This window comes from Caballeronia sp. LP006 (genome assembly GCF_031450995.1).
Lineage (GTDB): Bacteria > Pseudomonadota > Gammaproteobacteria > Burkholderiales > Burkholderiaceae > Caballeronia.
This window is the reverse complement of record NZ_JARTVW010000005.1, coordinates 764,505-783,781: the sequence shown is the minus strand read 5'-3', so window position 1 is coordinate 783,781 and position 19,277 is coordinate 764,505. Positions and strand designations below refer to the sequence as shown.

At 61.6% G+C, this 19,277-nt stretch carries 16 protein-coding genes; 3 read left to right on the top strand and 13 right to left on the bottom strand.

The annotated features are described in order from the left end of the window. Positions 1 to 51 precede the first annotated feature (51 nt). The 6 genes from P9250_RS20390 to P9250_RS20365 form a co-directional block, all read right to left on the bottom strand. The gene (locus P9250_RS20390; protein WP_250462991.1) at positions 52 to 777 is read right to left on the bottom strand and encodes an amino acid ABC transporter ATP-binding protein; all 726 of its coding nucleotides are present in this window, start codon (positions 775 to 777) and stop codon (positions 52 to 54) included. After that, positions 774 to 1,451 carry a glutamate/aspartate ABC transporter permease GltK gene (gltK, locus tag P9250_RS20385; RefSeq protein WP_244826982.1) on the bottom strand — a complete coding sequence of 226 codons (678 nt, stop codon included), beginning with the start codon at positions 1,449 to 1,451 and terminating at the stop codon, positions 774 to 776. The genes P9250_RS20390 and gltK overlap by 4 nt, the downstream gene beginning before the upstream one ends. Further along, positions 1,451 to 2,191, bottom strand: a complete 741-nt coding sequence (locus P9250_RS20380; RefSeq protein WP_250462988.1) for an amino acid ABC transporter permease — start codon at positions 2,189 to 2,191, stop codon at positions 1,451 to 1,453. Before P9250_RS20380 ends, gltK begins: the two co-directional genes overlap by 1 nt. Positions 2,192 to 2,260: 69 nt before the next feature. Next, a complete protein-coding gene (locus P9250_RS20375) occupies positions 2,261 to 3,154 on the bottom strand; it encodes a glutamate/aspartate ABC transporter substrate-binding protein (protein WP_244826980.1) in 894 nt (297 codons plus the stop codon). A 309-nt stretch (positions 3,155 to 3,463) separates the two neighbouring features. Next, positions 3,464 to 4,777, bottom strand: coding sequence for a Glu/Leu/Phe/Val dehydrogenase (locus tag P9250_RS20370; RefSeq protein WP_309961575.1), 1,314 nt, complete (start codon positions 4,775 to 4,777; stop codon positions 3,464 to 3,466). A gap of 109 nt (positions 4,778 to 4,886) precedes the next feature. Then, positions 4,887 to 5,858, bottom strand: coding sequence for a LysR family transcriptional regulator (locus P9250_RS20365; RefSeq protein WP_244826978.1), 972 nt, complete (start codon positions 5,856 to 5,858; stop codon positions 4,887 to 4,889). A gap of 373 nt (positions 5,859 to 6,231) precedes the next feature. Here P9250_RS20365 and P9250_RS20360 point away from each other — a divergent pair, with 373 nt between their 5' ends. Next, positions 6,232 to 7,620, top strand: coding sequence for an MFS transporter (locus tag P9250_RS20360; protein ID WP_310394837.1), 1,389 nt, complete (start codon positions 6,232 to 6,234; stop codon positions 7,618 to 7,620). A 23-nt stretch (positions 7,621 to 7,643) separates the two neighbouring features. Here the strand turns inward: P9250_RS20360 and P9250_RS20355 are convergent, their stop codons facing one another. Continuing rightward, positions 7,644 to 9,527, bottom strand: a complete 1,884-nt coding sequence (locus tag P9250_RS20355) for an ABC transporter ATP-binding protein/permease (protein ID WP_310394835.1) — start codon at positions 9,525 to 9,527, stop codon at positions 7,644 to 7,646. A gap of 215 nt (positions 9,528 to 9,742) precedes the next feature. Between P9250_RS20355 and P9250_RS20350 the strand changes: the two genes are divergently transcribed. Then, on the top strand, positions 9,743 to 10,138 hold the full coding sequence (locus tag P9250_RS20350) for an acyl-CoA thioesterase (protein ID WP_244826974.1): 396 nt from the start codon (positions 9,743 to 9,745) through the stop codon (positions 10,136 to 10,138). Between the two features lie 15 nt (positions 10,139 to 10,153). On the opposite strand, the gene P9250_RS20345 is transcribed toward P9250_RS20350, so the two are convergent. Then, complete coding sequence (locus tag P9250_RS20345; RefSeq protein WP_244826973.1) at positions 10,154 to 10,633, bottom strand: nitrate reductase associated protein; 480 nt, start codon at positions 10,631 to 10,633, stop codon at positions 10,154 to 10,156. A 203-nt stretch (positions 10,634 to 10,836) separates the two neighbouring features. Here P9250_RS20345 and fdhD point away from each other — a divergent pair, with 203 nt between their 5' ends. Continuing rightward, positions 10,837 to 11,664, top strand: coding sequence for a formate dehydrogenase accessory sulfurtransferase FdhD (fdhD, locus tag P9250_RS20340; protein WP_250491770.1), 828 nt, complete (start codon positions 10,837 to 10,839; stop codon positions 11,662 to 11,664). Positions 11,665 to 11,691: 27 nt separating this feature from the next. Here the strand turns inward: fdhD and P9250_RS20335 are convergent, their stop codons facing one another. The 5 genes from P9250_RS20335 to P9250_RS20315 all read right to left on the bottom strand — a co-directional run bounded on the left by P9250_RS20335 (position 11,692) and on the right by P9250_RS20315 (position 19,076). Beyond that, positions 11,692 to 12,456, bottom strand: coding sequence for an enoyl-CoA hydratase (locus P9250_RS20335; protein ID WP_310394831.1), 765 nt, complete (start codon positions 12,454 to 12,456; stop codon positions 11,692 to 11,694). 56 nt (positions 12,457 to 12,512) lie between these two features. After that, positions 12,513 to 13,712, bottom strand: coding sequence for an acetyl-CoA C-acyltransferase (locus P9250_RS20330; RefSeq protein ID WP_310394829.1), 1,200 nt, complete (start codon positions 13,710 to 13,712; stop codon positions 12,513 to 12,515). Positions 13,713 to 13,739: 27 nt separating this feature from the next. Next, on the bottom strand, positions 13,740 to 16,169 hold the full coding sequence (locus P9250_RS20325) for a 3-hydroxyacyl-CoA dehydrogenase/enoyl-CoA hydratase family protein (RefSeq protein WP_310394827.1): 2,430 nt from the start codon (positions 16,167 to 16,169) through the stop codon (positions 13,740 to 13,742). Positions 16,170 to 16,541: 372 nt separating this feature from the next. Beyond that, positions 16,542 to 18,329, bottom strand: a complete 1,788-nt coding sequence (locus tag P9250_RS20320) for an acyl-CoA dehydrogenase C-terminal domain-containing protein (RefSeq protein WP_310394825.1) — start codon at positions 18,327 to 18,329, stop codon at positions 16,542 to 16,544. 69 nt (positions 18,330 to 18,398) lie between these two features. Further along, positions 18,399 to 19,076, bottom strand: a complete 678-nt coding sequence (locus P9250_RS20315; protein ID WP_244826967.1) for a TetR/AcrR family transcriptional regulator — start codon at positions 19,074 to 19,076, stop codon at positions 18,399 to 18,401. Positions 19,077 to 19,277 lie beyond the last annotated feature (201 nt).

Genomic DNA, 19,277 nt, shown 5'->3' with positions numbered 1-19,277 from the left:
TAAACGGCCTTCCTCACGGAAGGCCGTTTTGCATGACGCCGCTAAAACGCGTCAATGCAGGATTTTCGCCAGAAAGTCCTTCGCGCGATCCGACTTCGGATTCGCAAAGAACGCTTCCTTCTGGTCGTCCTCGACGATCAATCCCTTGTCCATGAAGATCACGCGATGCGCGACCTTCTTCGCGAAGCCCATTTCGTGCGTCACGCACATCATGGTCATGCCTTCCTGCGCGAGTTCGACCATCACGTCGAGCACTTCGTTGATCATCTCGGGATCGAGCGCGGAGGTCGGTTCGTCGAAGAGCATGGCAATCGGGTCCATCGACAGCGCGCGGGCAATCGCCACGCGTTGCTGCTGACCGCCCGACAACTGGCCCGGAAACTTGTCCGCGTGCGCGCGCAGGCCCACGCGATCGAGCAGTTTGAGACCCTTCGTCGTCGCTTCGTCGCTCGAACGGCCCAGCACCTTGATCTGCGCGAGCGTCAGGTTCTGCACGATCGACAGATGCGGAAACAGCTCGAAATGCTGGAACACCATGCCGACCTTCGAACGCAGCTTCGAGAGATTGGTCTTCTTGTCCGTGAGCGATTGACCGTTGATGGTGATCTCGCCCTTCTGAAACGGTTCGAGACCGTTCACGGTCTTGATGAGCGTCGACTTCCCCGAACCCGACGGGCCGCACACCACGACGACCTCGCCTTTCTTCACTTCGGTCGTGCAGTCCGTCAGCACCTGGAACTGCCCATACCACTTGGAAACATTCTTGATAGAGATCATCTTGCGACCTTTTTCTGAAGACTTTTTACGAGTGCCGATGCCAACACGCAAACCACGAAATAGCACGCGCCGGCGAACAGCACCATCTCGACGGTCGTGCCGTCGCGGTCGCCGATGTTCGTCGCCGTGCGGAAGAAGTCCGCGAGACTGATCACGTAGACGAGCGACGTATCCTGGAACAGGACGATCGCCTGCGTGAGCAACAGCGGCACCATTGCGCGGAAAGCCTGCGGCAGCACGACGAGTTTCATCGCCTGGCCGTAGGTCATGCCGAGTGCGAACGCCGCGTTCACCTGACCGCGCGCCACCGCCTGAATGCCCGCGCGAATGATCTCCGAATAGTACGCAGCTTCGAAGAGCGAGAACGCGACCATCGCGGAAGCGAGGCGAATGTCGATATCGGCGGATAAGCCGAGCACATTCTGCAGCAACTGCGGCACGATCAGGAAGAACCACAGCAACACCATCACGAGCGGAATCGAGCGGAACACCGTGACGTAAGCGCTCGCGAACCACTGCAAGGGCTTCACGCCCGACAGACGAAACAGCGCGAGCACCGTGCCCCAGACAATGCCGATCACGATGGCGAGCACCGTGATCTGCAGCGTGATGATGGCGCCCGTCCACAGCGTGGGCCACGCGCCCACAATGCCGCTCCAGTTGAATTGATGCATTACTTGCCTCCGATGTAGCCAGGCAACCGGGTTTTCGCTTCGACCCAGCGCATCAGGTTCATCACGACGAGGTTGATGAGCATGTAAGCGAGCGTCACCGCGATGAACGACTCATACGTCTGCGCCGTGTAGTCGACGAGTTGCCGCGCCTGCGCCGAAAGGTCGAGCAGACCGATGGTCGACGCGACCGCCGAATTCTTGAACACGTTGAGGAATTCCGACGTGAGCGGCGGCACGATGATGCGATAAGCGACCGGCATCAACACATAGCGATACGTCTGCCATTGCGTGAAGCCCATTGCGAGACCCGCGTTGCGTTGACCAGGCGGCAGCGCGCTGATGCCCGAGCGCACCTGTTCGCACACGCGCGCGCCGGTGAAGAGTCCGAGACAGATGATCGACGAGGAAAAGAACTGCGCCGATGGCGGCAGTTGCTTGAACCAGTTGCCGATGGAAGGCGGCAGCAACTCGGGTATCACCAGATACCAGACGAAGAACTGCACGATCAATGGAATATTACGGAAGATCGCGACATAGACAGTGCCGATGGCCGCCAGGAAGCGATTCGGGACCGTACGCAAGATGCCGAACAACGAGCCGACCACAAGCGCGATCACCCAAGCCGCGAGCGACACGGTAATCGTCACCCAGAAGCCGGAAATCAGCCAGCCGAGATACGTGGTGGGCTCGCCGGTCGAAACCGGACTCAGCAGAATGCCCCAGTTCCAGTGGTAAGACATGGACCTCACTCCAAAAAGAAACGGAAGAAGCAAGCTCCTTCCGTCTCGTTCGCTCGATAGTCGAACCGGTTAGTCGATTACTTTGTCATTCGGGCTCTTGAAGAGAGCCTTGATGTCGTCGCTTTCCGGGAAGTTGAGGTTGAGGCCCTTCGGCGGAATCGGGCTTTCGAACCACTTCTTGTAGATCTTGTCGGCGTCGCCCGAGGTTTCCACCTTGGCGATGGCGTCGTCCACGACCTTCTTGAACTCGGGGTCGTTCTTGCGCATCATGCAGCCGTACGCTTCATGCGATTGGGGCGCGCCGACGATCACGAAATCGTTCGGCGTGTTGGACTTGGCGCGTTCGCCCGCGAGCAGCGCATCGTCCATCATGAACGCGACGGCGCGGCCGGTCGACAGCGTGAGGAACGACTCGCCGTGATCCTTCGCGCTGATGATGTTCATGCCCATGCTCTTGTCCTGATTCATCTTGCGAAGCAGGCGCTCGGAAGTCGTGCCGGCGGTCGTCACGACCGTCTTGCCCTTCAGGTCCGCCCAGTCCTTCACGCCGGAATCCTTCTTGGTCATGAGGCGCGTGCCGATCACGAAAATCGTGTTCGAGAAGGCCACTTGCTGCTGACGTTCCGCGTTGTTCGTGGTCGAGCCGCACTCGAGGTCCACCGTGCCGTTCTGCACGAGCGGAATACGGTTTTGCGACGTGACCGGCGTGAGCTTCACCTTCAGATTCGGCATGTTGAGCTTCTGCTTGACCGCTTCCACGACCTGCAGCGCGAACTCATGCGAATAGCCGACGACGTTCTGCTTGTCGTCGTAGTACGAGAAAGGAATGGACGACTCGCGATGCCCCAGCGAGATCACACCCGTGTCCTTGATTTTCTTGAGCGTCCCGGCGTCTTGCGCGTGAGCGCTAGCCGCGATGAATCCGAGCGCGGCGATGAGCAGCGCAGCTTTTTTAATCTTCATGTGTTCGATCTCCTGTGGCAAAAATCGGGGCAAGTTTAGCAGGGTAATTATTCTGAAAGAATGATTGTTAACCCACTCTGTCTTATTTTCGGGATGTCGGCGGAAAGGTCACCGGCATTGGCGCTTGAGCACTTACTTCAGTCGAGCCGCGTCGCGACAGAAAACCGCGATGTTATAGCAATCCTCATGCAAATGCGGGCGACGTCCCGAAGGAGCGTCGCCCGCAAATTTCATCGATCGTTCATGCGGCACGCGTCATGCGAGCCGCTTGCCTCATGCCACATCCGACACGAGCGCGTGGCCATGCGATCAGGGATACAGGCCGCGCATTTCACGCGCCATGAGAATGCGCGTACAGGCCACGATGAAGGCCGCCGTGCGCACCGAAACCTTATGCTCGCTCGCCACTTGCCAAACCGCCGCAAACGCTTCACGCATGACACGTTCGAGCCGCTGGTTGATCTCGTCCTCGGTCCAGAAGAAGCTGGAGAAGTCCTGCACCCATTCGAAATACGACACCGTCACACCGCCCGCATTCGCCACCACGTCGGGGATCACGAGCACGCCCTTGTCGTGGAGGATGTCGTCGGCGGCCGTCGTGGTCGGGCCGTTCGCGCCTTCCACGACGATCTTCGTTCTGATCTTCGGCGCGTTCTTCTCGGTAATCTGGCCTTCCAGCGCGGCCGGAATGAGGATGTCGGTCTCGATGGTCCAGAACTCGTCCGCCGATACCGGATCGGCGCCAGCAAAGCCGCCAACGCCGCCGTTCTGCGCGACGTGCTCGGCGAGCGCGAGCGTGTCGATACCCTTCGAGTTGTACAGCGTGCCCGTGTGATCCTGCACCGCGATGACCCGCGCGCCCGCTTCCTGGAACAGCCGCGCCGCGATTCCGCCGACGTTGCCGAAACCCTGCACCGCGATACGCGCGCCTTCGATCTCGAGCCCCATGCGACGCGCCGCTTCCGAGCCGACGACGAACACGCCGCGCCCTGTCGCTTCCTTGCGGCCGAGCGAGCCGCCAAGCGCGATCGGCTTGCCGGTCACGACGCCCGTAGCCGTTTGCCCCTGGTTCATGGAGTACGTGTCCATCATCCAAGCCATGATCTGCTCGTTCGTGTTCACGTCCGGCGCGGGAATGTCCGTGTTCGGCCCGATGATGATGCCGATCTCGCTCGTGTACCGGCGCGTCAGGCGTTCGAGCTCGCCACGCGAGAGCAAGCGCGGATCGACGCGAATACCGCCTTTCGCGCCGCCGTACGGCACGTTCACTGCCGCGTTCTTTACCGACATCCACGCGGACAAAGCCATCACTTCGGAAAGCGTCACGTCCTGGTGATAACGCACGCCGCCCTTGCCGGGACCGCGCGACGTGTTGTGCTGCACGCGATAGCCTTCGAAATGCGCGACGGTGCCGTTGTCGAGTTCGATCGGGCAATCGACTATGAGAATGCGCTTCGGGCGCTTGAGGGTTTCAAGCCAACGGGAGAGAGAACCGAGATACGGTGCGACGCGATCGACCTGCTGCAAGTAGTTGCCCCAGGGGCCGAGATCGTCGGCATGGAGGTACGACGGGATCGCGTGTTTGGCGTCCGGCGCTTGCAGCGAGTGCTTCGAAGAGGACAATTGATGCTCCAGCGGTGAAGGAATGCGCCCATTGTCGAAAAACAGCGTGCGCAATGCCAATGCCGTTTGCTCATTCGATCATGCGTTTCTTGCATAACGTTGCAAACGCTTATCCACCGGGCTTTTGCGCCGATGCATCGAGCACTTCTTCGCCTACTGCATCCCATAGCGCGCGGATCAACGCCTGACGCGGTTCCTCCCCTTGAGCGGCCAGTTTGTCGCGGTAGAGGCGGATCTCCATCGTCAGCGTGAACTGACCGGCGCTCGTGCCGCGTGTTCCCCTGTCGAGCCGGATCAGCTTGCCTTCTTCCACTGCGTCTTCGACCGCGCTGTGCGGCAGGAACGCGACACCGTGACCGGCAAGCGCCATTGCCTTTAGGCCTTCGGCCATGTCGGTCTCGTAGACCTTGTCGAGATAGAGGCGCGTGGGCGCCGTCGCAATGATCACCTCCGTCATGCGGCCGAGATACGCGTTCTGCGTGTAGGACAGATACGGCGCGGGCGCATCCGCGCTTGCAGGCAGCGTGTAGCGCGCGCGTCCGCCCTTGTTGGGCGCGGAGAATGGACTGATCGGTTCGCTACCGAGCGTGAGCATGTCGTAACGCGCGGGATCGAGCGCGACGGGATGACTCGGATGGTGATAGCCCATCACGAGATCGCAGCCGCCTTCGACGAGCGACAGCACCGCGTCGTGCACGTTGAGCGCGCGCAAGCGTGTGCGGATGCGCCCGAGCCGCGCTTCGACGTGTTCGAGCCAGCGCGGGAAATAAGTCAGCGACAACGTGTGCGGCACCGCGAACTCGATGGTCGCCGCGGGCACGCCGCCTTGACCGCGCAGCAGCATGCGGGCTTCGTGAAACTGCGAAAGCATGGCGAGCGCTTGCTCGTAGAAGACCTGACCGGCTTGCGTCAGACGCGTCGGATACACCGACCGGTCGATGAGCTCGGTGCCGAGCCACGCTTCGAGCGCCTGGATGCGCCGCGAAAACGCGGGCTGCGTGATATGCCGAAGTTCTGCCGAGCGGCTAAAGCTGCGCGTCTCCGCGAGCGAGACGAAGTCTTCGAGCCATTTGAGTTCCATCGTGGATGAGCGCCTTGCGCGCGCTATGCGGCGAAGAAAGCATTTTATAGGGATGCGCCCTGCACGCCCCATGAACCTCACGCAAGCGCGACGCACCATACCCATGCGGCTCGCGCACGAACGCGGTGCCGCAGCGCGCGCCTCGTCGCGTGGACATAAGGCGGGCAAGCGGCTCGCAAGCGTAAGCGGCACATGCCCTCAAGCCTCGCCGATAAGGGCGTCGCGCAGCCAGCCGATTGCGCACACATTTCTTTGGCATGGTGCTTGCAAATTTTCCTGGTCCCGCTCAAGCCGATTGCTCGCCTATGCGCTGCATGCTGATCGGTCAACCAGGCAGAAGCACTTCGCCACACGCCTACATCTGGAATTCGCAATGTCCAATCTGATCGCATCGCTCAAGAGCGGCAACTGGCGCTCGCTGCTCGCCTGTTTCCTGTACTTCGATACGGGCTTCACCGTCTGGGTGCTGTATGGACCGCTCGCGCCGTTCATCGGCCGGGACATCGCGATGACAGCGGCGCAGCAGGGCTTTCTCGTCGCGGTGCCGGTGCTCGCGGCGGCGATTCTGCGCGTGACGCTCGGCAACCTCTATCAATCGACCGATGGCCGTCGCGTCGCGCTGATGGGCGTGGTGCTCTCGTCGATTCCGTCGATCGTGCTGCCGTTGTTGCCCGGCGCGCCGTCGTATGCGCTCTTGCTCGTGCTCGGCGTATTCCTCGGCATGGGCGGCGCGAGCTTCGCCGTCGCGTTGCCGATGGCCGGCAGCAATTATCCGCCGAAGGTCCAGGGGCTGGTGCTGGGTCTCGCGGCTGCGGGCAACATCGGCGCGGTGCTCGACGGCTTCCTGTTCCCGCATCTCGCCGATGCGTTCGGCTGGCAGCTCGCCACCGCCGCAGCGCTGCCGTTGCTCGCGCTGACCGCCATCGCGCTGTACGCGTGGGCATCGGATCTCGGCGAGAAAAGCGGCAGCACATGGCGCGCGCTGTCGAGTTTCGCGGTGACGCTCGTGAGCCTCATCGTGCTGGTGCTGGCGGTGAGCGGCGGCGTCTTCGGTGCAGGACGCACAGGCGTGTTGCTGCTGCCGGTGATAGGCGCGATCATCGCCATCGCGGTGTTGCCGGGCCGGTATCGCACCGTGCTGCGCGAGCGCGATACGTGGGTCATCATGCTCATCTACAGCATCACGTTCGGCGGCTTCGTCGGCATGTCGTCGTATGTGACGCTGCTGCTTACTTCGCTCTATCAGATGCCCGAGCTCGAAGCCGGGCTTTTCATGTCGCTGCTCGCGTTCCTCGGCGCGATCGTGCGGCCGTTTGGCGGCTATGTCGCGGATCGCGTGACCGGTGTGCGTGCGCTGCTCGTGCTGCTTGCCGTGATCGCCGTGGGCGACTTTGCCTTCGCCATCTGGATGCCGCCTGTCGCCGGCGGTCTGGCATTGCTGATCTGCCTGTATATTGCGTTCGGGCTTGGCAACGGCTCGACGTTTCAGCTCGTGCCGCATCGCTGGAAGGGCAAGACGGGCTTGCTGTCGGGGATCGTAGGCGCGGCGGGCGGTATCGGCGGATTCTATCTGCCGGTGGTGATGGGCATTGCGAAGGAAAGCACCGGCAGCTATCAAATGGGCTTCGCGACTTTCGGCGTGATCGCTACGTGCGCGTTCGGTGCGCTGTTCGTGCTGCGCGCGCAGTGGCTGCGCTGGTCATCGACGGCGGCGCTCGGGGCCGAAGGCATGGCGATGAACGGCGCGCATGCGATGGAGTAGCGCGCATTCCGAGGCGAGGGCGATCAAACCCCCGCCGTATCCCGCTGCCCCATCGCGGCGACATCATCGCTGCCGCGCTGCTGCTGAAGGGCCCACATTTGCGCGAAGAGACCACCCGCACGCAGCAGCTCCGCGTGCGTGCCGCGCTCCACGATGCGCCCGTGATCCATCACGATGATCTGCTGCGCATGCACCACCGTCGAAAGCCGGTGCGCGATGATGAGCGTGGTCCGCTCGCGAGCGATGTTATCGAGTTCATGCTGAATCGCGCGCTCGGACTTCGAATCGAGCGCGGAAGTGGCTTCGTCGAAGATGAGGATCGGTGGATTTTTCAAAAGCGTGCGCGCGATGGCCACGCGCTGCTTCTCGCCGCCCGACAACTTGAGGCCGCGTTCGCCGACCGGCGTGTCGTAACCCGCGGGCAGCGTTTCGATGAAGTCGTGGATATGCGCCGCGCGCGCCGCCGCGATCACTTCATCGCGCGATGCAGTGGGCTTTCCGTAAGCAATGTTGTAGTAGATCGAGTCGTTGAAAAGCACGGTGTCTTGCGGCACGATTCCAATTGCCGCGCGCAACGAATCCTGCGTCACGTCGCGAATGTCCTGACCATCGATCAGAATGCGGCCGCCCGCCGCGCGGTCGAGATCGTAGAAGCGAAACAGCAGCCGTCCCAGCGTCGATTTACCGGAGCCGCTATGACCCACCACCGCCGTCGTCGTGCCAGCGGGAATGGCGAAGTCGATGCCATGCAGGATGGGCCGCGCCGCCTCGTAGGCAAAATTCACGTTCTCGAAGCGCACCGCCGCGCCCTTCACCGCAAGCGGCCGCGCATCGGGCGCGTCCGGCACTTCGCGGCCCGCGCCGAGCAGCGTGAACATGCGGTCGGTATCGGTCAAAGCCTGCTTCAATTCCCTGTACACCACGCCGAGAAAGTTCAGCGGAATATACAACTGCAGCATGAAGGTGTTGATGAGCACGAGGTCGCCGAGCGTGAGCCGTCCGGCCATGACGCCTTCTGTCGCGCGCCAGAGAATGAACACGAGCCCCGTGCCGATGATCGTCTGCTGCCCGAAGTTGAGCATCGACAAGGAACGCTGCGACTGGATCGCCGCCGTTCTATAGCGCTGCAAATTCTCGTCGTAGCGGCGCGCTTCCCACTCTTCGTTGCCGAAGTACTTCACCGTTTCGTAGTTGAGCAGGGAATCTATCGCGCGGGCGTTCGCCTTCGAATCGAGATCGTTCATCGTGCGGCGAAAATGCGTTCGCCATTCCGTCACCTTCACAGTGAACACGATATACGTCACTAACGCGATGAACGTGACGATGGCGTAATACGCTTCGTACTTCGTCGCGAAGAAGGTGAGCACGAGCCCCACTTCGACGAGCGTCGGCAGAATGCTGTAGAGCGAATACGACACGAGTTGCTGAATGCCGCGCGTGCCGCGTTCGATATCGCGCGACATGCCGCCCGTTTGCCGCTCCAGATGAAAGCGCAGCGACAGCGCGTGCAGATGCCGAAACACCTTGAGCGCAAGCTGGCGCACCGCGCTCTCCGTGACCTTCGCAAAGAGCAGTTCGCGCAGTTCGGTGAAGATCGAAGTCGACAGCCGCACGAGCGCATAAGCGATGACCAGCAACCCGATTCCGCTAATCAGCACGAGCCCCGGCGCGTCCTGCGCGCGGCCAAGCGCGGTGAGATGCTGCACGGACGAGAGGCTATCGACGATATGCTTCATCACGATAGGCACGCCAAGGTTCGTCACCTTCGCACCGATGAGACACGCAAGCGCGAACGCCACGCGCATCTTGTACGTGGCGAGGTAAGGCAACAGCGAGCGGATCGTCTGCCAGTCGCGGCGCGAGCCCTTGGCAGGCGCGTCCGTCTCTCTCGTGGGGATGCGGCGCATGAGTCGTATTTTTCGGGCGCCTTCGGGCACGTTGCGCGGGGGCGGCGTTTCAGACGCTTGGGGGTTCTTGCGGGAGCGCGATCTACGCGTGCTATCCCGGTACAATTCGCGAGACTCGCTGGCTTGCTGCTCGCGAGTCATCTATACATATGCATTGTCGCAGAAGGTTCAAGGCCCCGCTCATGGCCGCTGCGACGCAACACCGGACCCTTTCCATGCCCCAAGAATCCAGTCTTCCCCAAAAGCCGGTCGCCCTGCGTGTCGTTCCGCAGCCCGCCGACGCCAACGTGCACGGCGATGTCTTCGGCGGCTGGATCATGGCGCAGGTGGATATCGCGGGTTCCATTCCCGCGAGCCGGCGTGCGAACGGACGCGTGGCGACCGTCGCCGTGAACTCGTTTCTGTTCAAGCATCCGGTATTCGTCGGCGATCTGCTGAGCTTCTACGCGGACATCGTCAAGACGGGCAACACGTCGGTGACGATATCCGTCGAGGTCTATGCGCAGCGCATGAGTCTCGCGGAAGAAGTGGTCAAGGTGACGGAGGCGACACTGACCTATGTCGCCACGGATCGCGACCGTCGCCCGCGCGTGTTGCCCGCGCTCGATTGACCTTTTCGCAGACGTCTATTCGGTCAGGCCGAATTCGCGCATGGCCGGCAAGAAGTCGTGGTTGAGTTTGTCTGCGTTGCGCGAGAGCTTGGCTAGCGCGTAACGCTGGAAGCGATCGAGCTTGCCCCAGCGCGACAAGCTTGGCGCGCTCACACCAGCTAGACTGCTCTGACGAATCACGGATTCAGGCACGGCATCGGCATGTGCCCAGACGGGATCGGTGTCGCGCTCGATTTGTTCCGGCGTGGCATTGGCATGTGTTTTCAGCATCTCCTCGAGCGCGAGATCGAAGTTCTTTTCGAGTTCCGCATCGTCTTCCACGGGAAAGCGTGCAAGCAACGCGCGATCTTCATACGGAAGCTGTTGCCATTCCTCGAGCGCGATACGCATGCCAAAGCGATCCAGATTGAAGCGCACGGCAAGCGGAATGAAACGCAAGTTGTCCGAGGATTCAACCTCGAAGCCGAAGAGACGAGCGGCGTCGTAAAGTCCCATGACGTTAGCCTCGTTGGATTGAGGGGCGCGCGCGGCGCGCATCGCCCGCTTAAGTTATTGTAGGGCTCTGAATCTGGCTGGAACCGTTGCAAATGAACCGCTGGCGCGCGCTTTTGAAAACGCGGACAGCATGACATGGCAGCAAGTGTCATACCCACACTTTACTTGAACGCGGCGGCCATGCGGTAAAGAAGGAGCAGCAAGTGAGTCGACTCGATACCGACGATCAACCCGGCTATGTCGAACGCAACGTGCGCAGACATCGCAAGGGCGAGAGCGCGATCGTCACAGATAACGTGGGCCAGGAATGGCCCGTTGCGCTCGTCTACAACGGCATTTCGCACGCGGTCATGATGTGCACGCCGCGCGATCTCGAAGCCTTCGCGGTGGGCTTCTCGCTGACGGAAGGTATTGTCGAGCGGGGCAGCGACATTCACGACATCGAAGTCTATTACCGTGATGAAGCAGACGCGCTGCCTCATGCCGAAGTGCACTTGCAAGTCGTGCAGCAGGCGTTCGTTTCGCTGAAGGACAAGCGGCGCGCATTGGCGGGCCGCACGGGTTGCGGCGTGTGCGGGATCGAGAGTATCGACTTGCTGGATTTGCAGCCCGAAGCCGTGCCGGATACCGGCTTTCTCGCGAAGCTCGCGCCCGATGCCATCGAACGCGCCGCGCGCGATCTGCCCGCGCATCAGCGGCTGACGAAGCTCACCGGCGGCCTGCACGCCGCTGCATGGTGCGACGAAACAGGCGCGGTGCTGCACGCGTTCGAGGATGTCGGCCGCCATAACGCGCTCGACAAACTCATCGGCCATCTCGTGCTGCAGCGTGTGGACACGACGCAAGGCTTCGTGTTTCTGTCGAGCCGCGCAAGCTACGAACTCGTGCGCAAGTCGGCGCGCGTCGGCGTTCCGATGATCGCGACTATCTCCGCGCCGACTTCGCTTGCCATCGCCATCGCGAAGAAAGCGAGCCTGAGGCTCGTCAGCTTCGCGCGCGAAAACAGCTTCGTCGAGTACGACGCGGATTGAGCGCGCTTCAGGCGTTTTGCGCAGGCTTTATTCGAACGCGCTGAAGTTCGGTTTGCGTTTCTCGAAGAACGCCTGAAACGCCTCACGCGCTTCCGGCGCGGCGAGCATGCGCGCAAAGTGCCCCGCTTCCTCGCCCATGCGCGCGGTGACTTCCGCCGCCTGTGCGCCCTTCAGCAAGGACTTGGTCGTGCGCAGCGACGACGCCGGCAACGCGGCCAGCTTCCTCGCCTTGCCAAGAGCGTAGGCATCGAGTTCGGTGGCAGCGAGCACGCCGTTGATAAAGCCCATTTCGGTGGCTTCCTTGACATCGAATGCTTCGCCGAGCAGCAGCTTTTCCGCCGCACGCTGGTATCCGGCGATACGCGGCAACAATAGACTCGATGCCGCTTCCGGACACAAGCCGAGCTGCACGAACGGCAGCGAGAACCTCGCGCCCTCGGCCGCGTAGACGAGATCGCAATGCAGAAGCATCGTCGTGCCAATACCCACCGCCACACCCGATACCGCCGCAACCACCGGCTTCGGCATCGCGCTCAGGCGGCGCAGGAATTGAAACACGGGCGCGTCCTGGTCTTTGGGCGGATCGTTGAGAAAGTCTTCGAGGTCGTTGCCCGCGCTAAAGGCGCCGCCGTTGCCGCGAATCAGCACGGCGCGCACGGAAGGATCTTTCTCGGCTTCGTAAAGACCGTCCGCCATCTCCTGATACATCGCAGCCGTGATCGCGTTCTTTTTCTCGGGGCGATTCAGCACGATGCAGAGCACGCCATCCGCGCGTTCGATGAGAATCTCCATCTTCCGTCTCCTGTCGTATGGTCCGCCAACGCTCGACGCGCTGGCGGACCACGTCATCACAGCCGCTCGATGATGCCCGCAGCGCCCATTCCGGTGCCGACGCACATCGTCACCATGCCGTACTTCAGATTGCGGCGGCGCAGGCCATGTACGACGGTCGCCGCGCGAATCGCGCCGGTCGCGCCGAGCGGATGCCCGAGCGCAATCGCGCCGCCGAGCGGATTGACCTTCGAAGGATCGAGCCCGAGGTCCTGAATCACCGCGAGCGACTGCGCCGCGAATGCCTCGTTGAGTTCGATCCAGTCGATGTCATCCTGCTTGAGACCGGCGGCCTTCAATGCAGCGGGAATCGCTTCCTTCGGCCCGATGCCCATGATCTCCGGCGGCACGCCGCGCACTGCAAAGCTCACGAAGCGCGCGAGCGGCGTGAGGTTGAATTGCTTCAACACTTTCTCCGACACGACGATCAACGCGCCCGCGCCGTCCGAAGTCTGCGAACTGTTGCCCGCCGTCACCGAGCCCTTGTTCGCGAACACCGCGCGCAGCTTCGCGAGACCTTCGACGCTCGTATCGGCGCGCGGACCTTCGTCGAGCGCGATCTCGCGGGCATTCACGCGCACTTCGCCCGAAGCGAGATCGGGGAAGCGTTCGTTGAGCGTGTAAGCCGCGATTTCATCGGCGAATTCGCCCGCCTTTTGCGCCGCCAACGCACGCCGATGCGACTCCGCCGCGAACGCGTCCTGCGCCTCGCGGCTCACCTTCCAGCGCTCGGCCACGCGCTCGGCGGTCAGCCCCATGCCGTACGCAATGCCGACGTCCTCATTGCGATCGAAGATATGCGGCGACAGCGACGGCTTGTTGCCCATCATCGGCACCATGCTCATGGACTCGCAGCCGCCTGCGATCATCGCGTCGGATTCGCCCACGCGGATGCGGTCCGCGGCCATCGCGAGCGCCGTCAGACCCGATGCGCAGAAGCGGTTCACCGTCACGCCGCCGACCGTGTTCGGCAGACCCGCGAGCAAGGCGCCCATGCGCGCGACGTTCAGCCCTTGCTCGGCTTCGGGAATGGCGCAGCCGACGATCGCGTCTTCGATCACGCTCGTGTCGAGTCCGGGCGCTTGCGCCACAGCCGAGCGGATGGCGTGGACCAGCAGTTCATCCGGGCGCGTGTTCTTGAACACGCCGCGCGGCGCCTTGCCGATAGGCGTGCGGCTCGCGGCGACGATATATGCGTCTTGCAATTGCTTGCTCATTATTTGCAGCTCCAATAGGTCGCGTGTTCAGTTGCGAACCGGCTTGCCGGTCTGCAGCATGCCCATGATCCGTTCCTGCGTTTTCTGCGTGCCGAGCAACTCGACGAACGCGCGGCGTTCGAGCGCGAGCAGCCATTCTTCATCGACGAGACTGCCGGCTTCGACATCGCCGCCGCACATGGCTTCCGCTATGCGGCTCGCGATCAGATAGTCGTGCTCGCTGATGAAGCGGCCATCGCGCATGTTGACGAGCGACGCCTTGATGGTCGAAATCGCCGAGCGGCCCGCCACCGGCACCTGTTTCACGCGCAAGGGCGGGCGGTAGCCGGTATCGGCGAGCGCGCGCGCTTCCTTCTTCGCGATGTCGAGCAACTCGTGCACGTTGAAGACGATGGTGTCCGTGGGCTTGAGATAACCCATCGCGCGGGCATCGAAAGCGGAGGTGGAAACCTTCGCCATCGCGGCGTTCTCGAACGACTTCTGCAGGAACTTGAGCAGATCGGTCGTTGCGTTGACGGCGTTCGCGGCATCGGCGGCGCGCAACGCGGCTTCCTTCAGGCCACCGCCCGCAGGCACGAGACCCACGCCTACTTCGACGAGACCGATATAGCTTTCGACGTGCGCCACGCGCTTGGCCGAATGCAGCAGCAACTCGCAACCGCCGCCAAGCGCGATGCCCGACACGGCCGCGATGACCGGCACATTCGCGTACTTCACGCGCAACATGCCTTGCTGGAACTTCTTCACGAACGGGTCGATGCCCTTCGCGCCGCCCATCATGAACGCGGGCATGGCTTCCTCGAGATTCGCCCCCGCCGAGAACGGACCGCCCGGCGCGCCGAGCGCAAGCGAAGTCGGCTGCCAGATCACCACGCCGCGATACGCTTTCTCGGCGAGTTCGATGGCTTGCGTGAGACCGTCGATCACGCCCGGGCCAATGGTGTTCAGCTTCGTCTTGAACGACACGATGACGACATCGCTTTGCTCGTCATCGAGCCAGGCGCGCACGCTTTCGGTTTCGAAGAGCGTCTTGCCGAAGGTCTTGGGATCGGCGCCGGTCTCGCCGACGAGCGGCGCGCGAAATACTTGCTTCTCGTACACGGACAAGCTCGAGCGCGGCACGAAGCGGCGTTCCTGCGGCGACCACGAACCTTCGCTCGTATGCACGCCGCCTTTTTCCGCGACGGGACCGTCGAGCACCCACGCGGGCAGCGGCGCTTTCGAGAGCGCCTTGCCTGCATCGATATCTTCCTGCACCCACTTCGCGATCTGCTGCCAGCCCGCGGCTTGCCAGCTTTCGAACGGCCCTTGATTCCAGCCGAAGCCCCAGCGAATGGCGAGATCGACGTCGCGCGCGTTATCCGCGATCGATTCGAGATGCACCGCGATGTAGTGGAACACGTCACGGAAAATGGCCCAGAGGAACTGTGCCTGCGGATTGTCCGTCTCGCGCAGCAGCTTGAAGCGCTCGGCGGGCGGACGCTTCAGAATGCGGCCGACGAGTTCATCGGCCTTCGCGCCGCCATCGACGTATTGCGCGGTCTTCGGATCGAGCACCTTGATCGCGCGCCCTTCCTTGCGATAGAAACCGGCGCCCGTCTTCTGGCCGAGTGCGCCGTTTTCCACCAGTTTCGCGAGCACGGGCGGCGTGGCGTAGATGGGCAGGAAGGGATCGTCCGGCAGGTTGTCCTGCATCGTCTTGATGACATGCGCCATCGTGTCGAGACCGACGACATCCGCGGTGCGGAAGGTGGCGGACTTGGCGCGACCGAGACGCGAACCCGTGAGGTCATCGACCTGATCGAAGCGCAGACCGAACTTTTCCGCTTCGGCGATCACGGCGAGAATCGAGAACACGCCGACACGATTCGCGATGAAGTTCGGCGTGTCTTTCGCGCGCACCACGCCCTTGCCGACCACGCTCGTCAGGAACGTTTCGAGTTGATCGAGGATATGCGGTTGCGTGGTTGCGGTCGGGATGAGTTCGACCAGATGCATGTAGCGCGGCGGATTGAAGAAATGCACGCCGCAGAAGCGCGCCTTGAGTTCATCCGAAAAGCCGTTCGACAGTTCCGTGATCGAGAGGCCGGACGTATTGCTTGCGAAGATGGCGTGCGGCGCGATGTGCGGCGAGACCTTCTTGTAGAGATCGTGCTTCCAGTCCATGCGTTCGGCGATGGCTTCGATGACGAGATCGCACTCGGCGAGTTTGGCGATATCGTCTTCGTAGTTAGCCGGCTCGATGAAGTTCGCGTCGTCCTTGATACCGAGCGGCGCGGGCGAGAGCTTCTTGAGATTGTCGATGGCTTTGAGCGCGATGCCGTTCTTGGGACCTTCCTTGGCTGGCAGATCGAATAGCAGCACGGGTACGCGAGCGTTGATCAGATGCGCGGCGATTTGCGCGCCCATTACGCCGGCGCCGAGCACGGCGACTTTGCGAATGTTGAGAGTGCCCACGAATAAGCCTCCAAAAAAAGGGGTTGTGCGCGACTTGTATCGAATGGCTGCGCGCTACCCAATGAGCGCCAAAACTAATGAACGAAACACGTTAGTCATTGGAAGTGCTCAAAGGGCCTGTGATAAATAGCGGGAAACCGGTAGTGCTTCAGAAGGCGGGCTCGCCCTGAGATGAACCTGAGGCGTTGGACATTGGGAGCGCTCAAAGGGTTTGTGGTGAATAGCGGGGAACCAGTTGTGCTTCAGAAGCGGGTTCAGAAGCTGCTTTCTTTGGTGACTTTCTTTGCTGCTGCAAAGAAAGTTACCCCTCCGCCGGGGAGGCGGCTACTGCATGTAACCGCACGAAAGCAGCACAGGCTCCCTTAAAACAAATCAAAACAAAGCCTCGTCGTAATCCATCATAGGCTTGGCCCCCGCGCGAGCAGCACGAATAGTAGAGGCTGTCTCGGGCAGCAGCTTGGCGAAGTAAAACCGCGCAGTAGCGAGCTTGGCCTTATAAAAAGCATCGTCAGAAGAAGCGTTATCGAGCGCGACTCGAGCCATCCGCGCCCAAAAATAAGAAAACACCAAATGCCCGACCGTACGCAGATATGGCACCGCAGCCGCGCCCACTTCATCGGGATTCTGCATGGCTTTCATGCCGATCTCCATGGTGAGCTTCTGCACCTTGTCGCCGATATCCGCGAGCGGATTGATGAACTCCTGCATCTCCGGCTTGACGCCCTCTTCCTCGACGAAATCCGCGACCAACTTGCCGAAGCGCTTCAACTTCGCGCCCATGTCGCCGAGAATCTTGCGGCCGAGCAGATCGAGCGCCTGAATGGAATTCGTGCCTTCGTAGATCATGTTGATGCGCGCATCGCGAACGTACTGCTCCATGCCCCATTCGGAGATGAAGCCATGACCGCCGTAAATCTGCATGGCCATGTTCGTGCCTTCGAACGCGTTATCGGTGAGAAACGCCTTGATGACGGGCGTGAGCAACGCGACGAAATCCGCCGCCTCGCGACGCGCCGCTTCATCCGCGTGCGAAAGTTCCTTGTCGATATTGAGCGCCGCCCAATAAGCAAACGCGCGCCCCGCTTCGGCATAGGCTTTTTGCGTGAGCAGCATGCGCCGCACGTCCGGATGCACGATGATCGGATCGGCCGCCTTCTCCGGCGCCTTCGGACCGGTGAGCGAGCGCATCTGCAAGCGCTCTTTTGCATAGACGAGCGAGTTCTGATACGCGACTTCGGTGAGACCAAGACCCTGCATGCCGACACCCAGGCGTGCCGCGTTCATCATCACGAACATGGCGTTCAAGCCCTTGCTCTCTTCGCCGACGAGCCAGCCCTTCGCGCCATCGAGATTGATCACGCAGGTGGCGTTGCCGTGGATGCCCATCTTGTGTTCGATCGATCCACACTTGACGCCATTGCGTTCGCCCAGTGCGCCGTTCGCGTCCGGCACGAACTTCGGCACGATGAAAAGCGAAATGCCCTTGGTGCCGGCAGGTGCGCCAGGCAGACGCGCCAACACGAGATGGACGATGTTCTCCGCCATGTCGTGCTCGCCGCTTGAAATGAAGATCTTCGTGCCGGTGAGCGCAAAGGAACCGTCGCCGTTCGGCTCGGCCTTCGTGCGCAGAATGCCGAGGTCGGTGCCGCAATGCGGCTCGGTCAGACACATCGTTCCGGTCCATTCGCCCGAAACGAGCTTCGACAGATACGTGCTCTTTTGCTCCGGCGTGCCATGCGCGTGCAGACATTCATACGCGCCATGCGAGAGGCCGGGGTACATCGTCCAGGCCTGATTCGCGGAGTTGAGCATTTCGTAGAGCGCGTTGTTCACGAACGCGGGCAAGCCCTGTCCGCCAAACTCGGGATCGCAGCCGAGCGCGGGCCAGCCCGCCTCGACATACTGGCGATACGCCTCCTTGAAACCGGCGGGCGTGCGCACGACGCCATCGCCTTCATACGTGCAACCCTCGCGGTCGCCACTCTGGTTGAGCGGAAAGACGACTTCGGCGCAGAACTTGCCGGCTTCTTCGAGCACCTGATTGATGGTGTCCGCGTCGAGATCGGCGTGCTTCGGCATGTTCTTCAGTTCTGCTTCGACATCGAGCAATTCGTGCAGTACGAACTGCATGTCGCGCAACGGGGCGGCGTACTGTCCCATGAGTCTCTCCAGTTTCTTCGGGCTTCTCGTCAGGCGCCGCCAAACCGTTGTGCGATTCGTGCGGCGCCGCTAACGGCTATCGGGTTGTGGTGAAGCTAAAGTCGCCGTGGCGCCCACGCTTGCCGCGATACTGCTGTGCACGCGCGCGGTCGATTCCGGCGACTGATACGAATCGATCGTTTTTTCCAGCGCATCCCGCGTCAGTTGCACGGCTTCCGGCAAGTGAAGGAAGCGCGCGTCGTGATGCAGGCCGAGCGTGAAACTGTACAACTCGAAGAGCATCAGTTGCGGATCGGTATCCGGCTTCAAATGCCCCTCGTCCTTCGACTGGCGTATTGCGCGCAAGAGCGCCTCTCGCCAGGTCGTCACGCTGCTTACCAGTTGCTCTCGCACGGCGCTCGCCGCGCGGTCGTCGTATTCCACCGCGCCGCTGATATAGATGCAGCCCGTGGTCACCTCCTGGATGCGCTTTTCCATCCAGCGATCCATCATGGCGCGCAGCCTCGGCAATCCGCGCGGCTCTCGCAGGCTCGGGAAGAACACTTCGTCCTCGAAGCGGCGGTGATACTCGCGTACCACTTCGACCTGCAAATCTTCGCGCGATCCGAAATGCGCAAACACTCCGCTCTTGCTCATTTGCATCCGCTCGGCCAGCAACCCGATGGTCAGCCCTTCCAGCCCGTCCCGGCTCGCCAATTCAAGCGCTGCGTCGAGAATCGCGGCCCGCGTCTGTTCGCCTTTTCGCATGATGTCTCTACCGTCCTCTCGTGACCCGATTTAAAACGAACGGCCGTTCTATTATTATGGCCAGTCGCCAATGAAACAAGAAAATTATTAGAAAACCGTTTCTAACCCGCCGCCAACGTCAATAGGATAAGTCTCAACATTAGCCGCTCGATTGTCCCTTTTTAATTGATAACTGCATGCTAGTGACTGCCCGAGTTCCCA

Coding starts and splice junctions, on each gene's coding strand:
- P9250_RS20335 (WP_310394831.1), bottom strand. CDS start 12,456: ATGGAGATTCTCATCGAACGCGCGGATGGCGTGCTCTGCATCGTGCTG.
- P9250_RS20355 (WP_310394835.1), bottom strand. CDS start 9,527: ATGCGCCGCATCCCCACGAGAGAGACGGACGCGCCTGCCAAGGGCTCG.
- P9250_RS20380 (WP_250462988.1), bottom strand. CDS start 2,191: ATGTCTTACCACTGGAACTGGGGCATTCTGCTGAGTCCGGTTTCGACC.
- P9250_RS20390 (WP_250462991.1), bottom strand. CDS start 777: ATGATCTCTATCAAGAATGTTTCCAAGTGGTATGGGCAGTTCCAGGTG.
- P9250_RS20360 (WP_310394837.1), top strand. CDS start 6,232: ATGTCCAATCTGATCGCATCGCTCAAGAGCGGCAACTGGCGCTCGCTG.
- P9250_RS20320 (WP_310394825.1), bottom strand. CDS start 18,329: ATGGGACAGTACGCCGCCCCGTTGCGCGACATGCAGTTCGTACTGCAC.
- P9250_RS20375 (WP_244826980.1), bottom strand. CDS start 3,154: ATGAAGATTAAAAAAGCTGCGCTGCTCATCGCCGCGCTCGGATTCATC.
- P9250_RS20315 (WP_244826967.1), bottom strand. CDS start 19,076: ATGCGAAAAGGCGAACAGACGCGGGCCGCGATTCTCGACGCAGCGCTT.
- P9250_RS20345 (WP_244826973.1), bottom strand. CDS start 10,633: ATGGGACTTTACGACGCCGCTCGTCTCTTCGGCTTCGAGGTTGAATCC.
- gltK (WP_244826982.1), bottom strand. CDS start 1,451: ATGCATCAATTCAACTGGAGCGGCATTGTGGGCGCGTGGCCCACGCTG.
- P9250_RS20350 (WP_244826974.1), top strand. CDS start 9,743: ATGCCCCAAGAATCCAGTCTTCCCCAAAAGCCGGTCGCCCTGCGTGTC.
- P9250_RS20330 (WP_310394829.1), bottom strand. CDS start 13,712: ATGAGCAAGCAATTGCAAGACGCATATATCGTCGCCGCGAGCCGCACG.
- P9250_RS20365 (WP_244826978.1), bottom strand. CDS start 5,858: ATGGAACTCAAATGGCTCGAAGACTTCGTCTCGCTCGCGGAGACGCGC.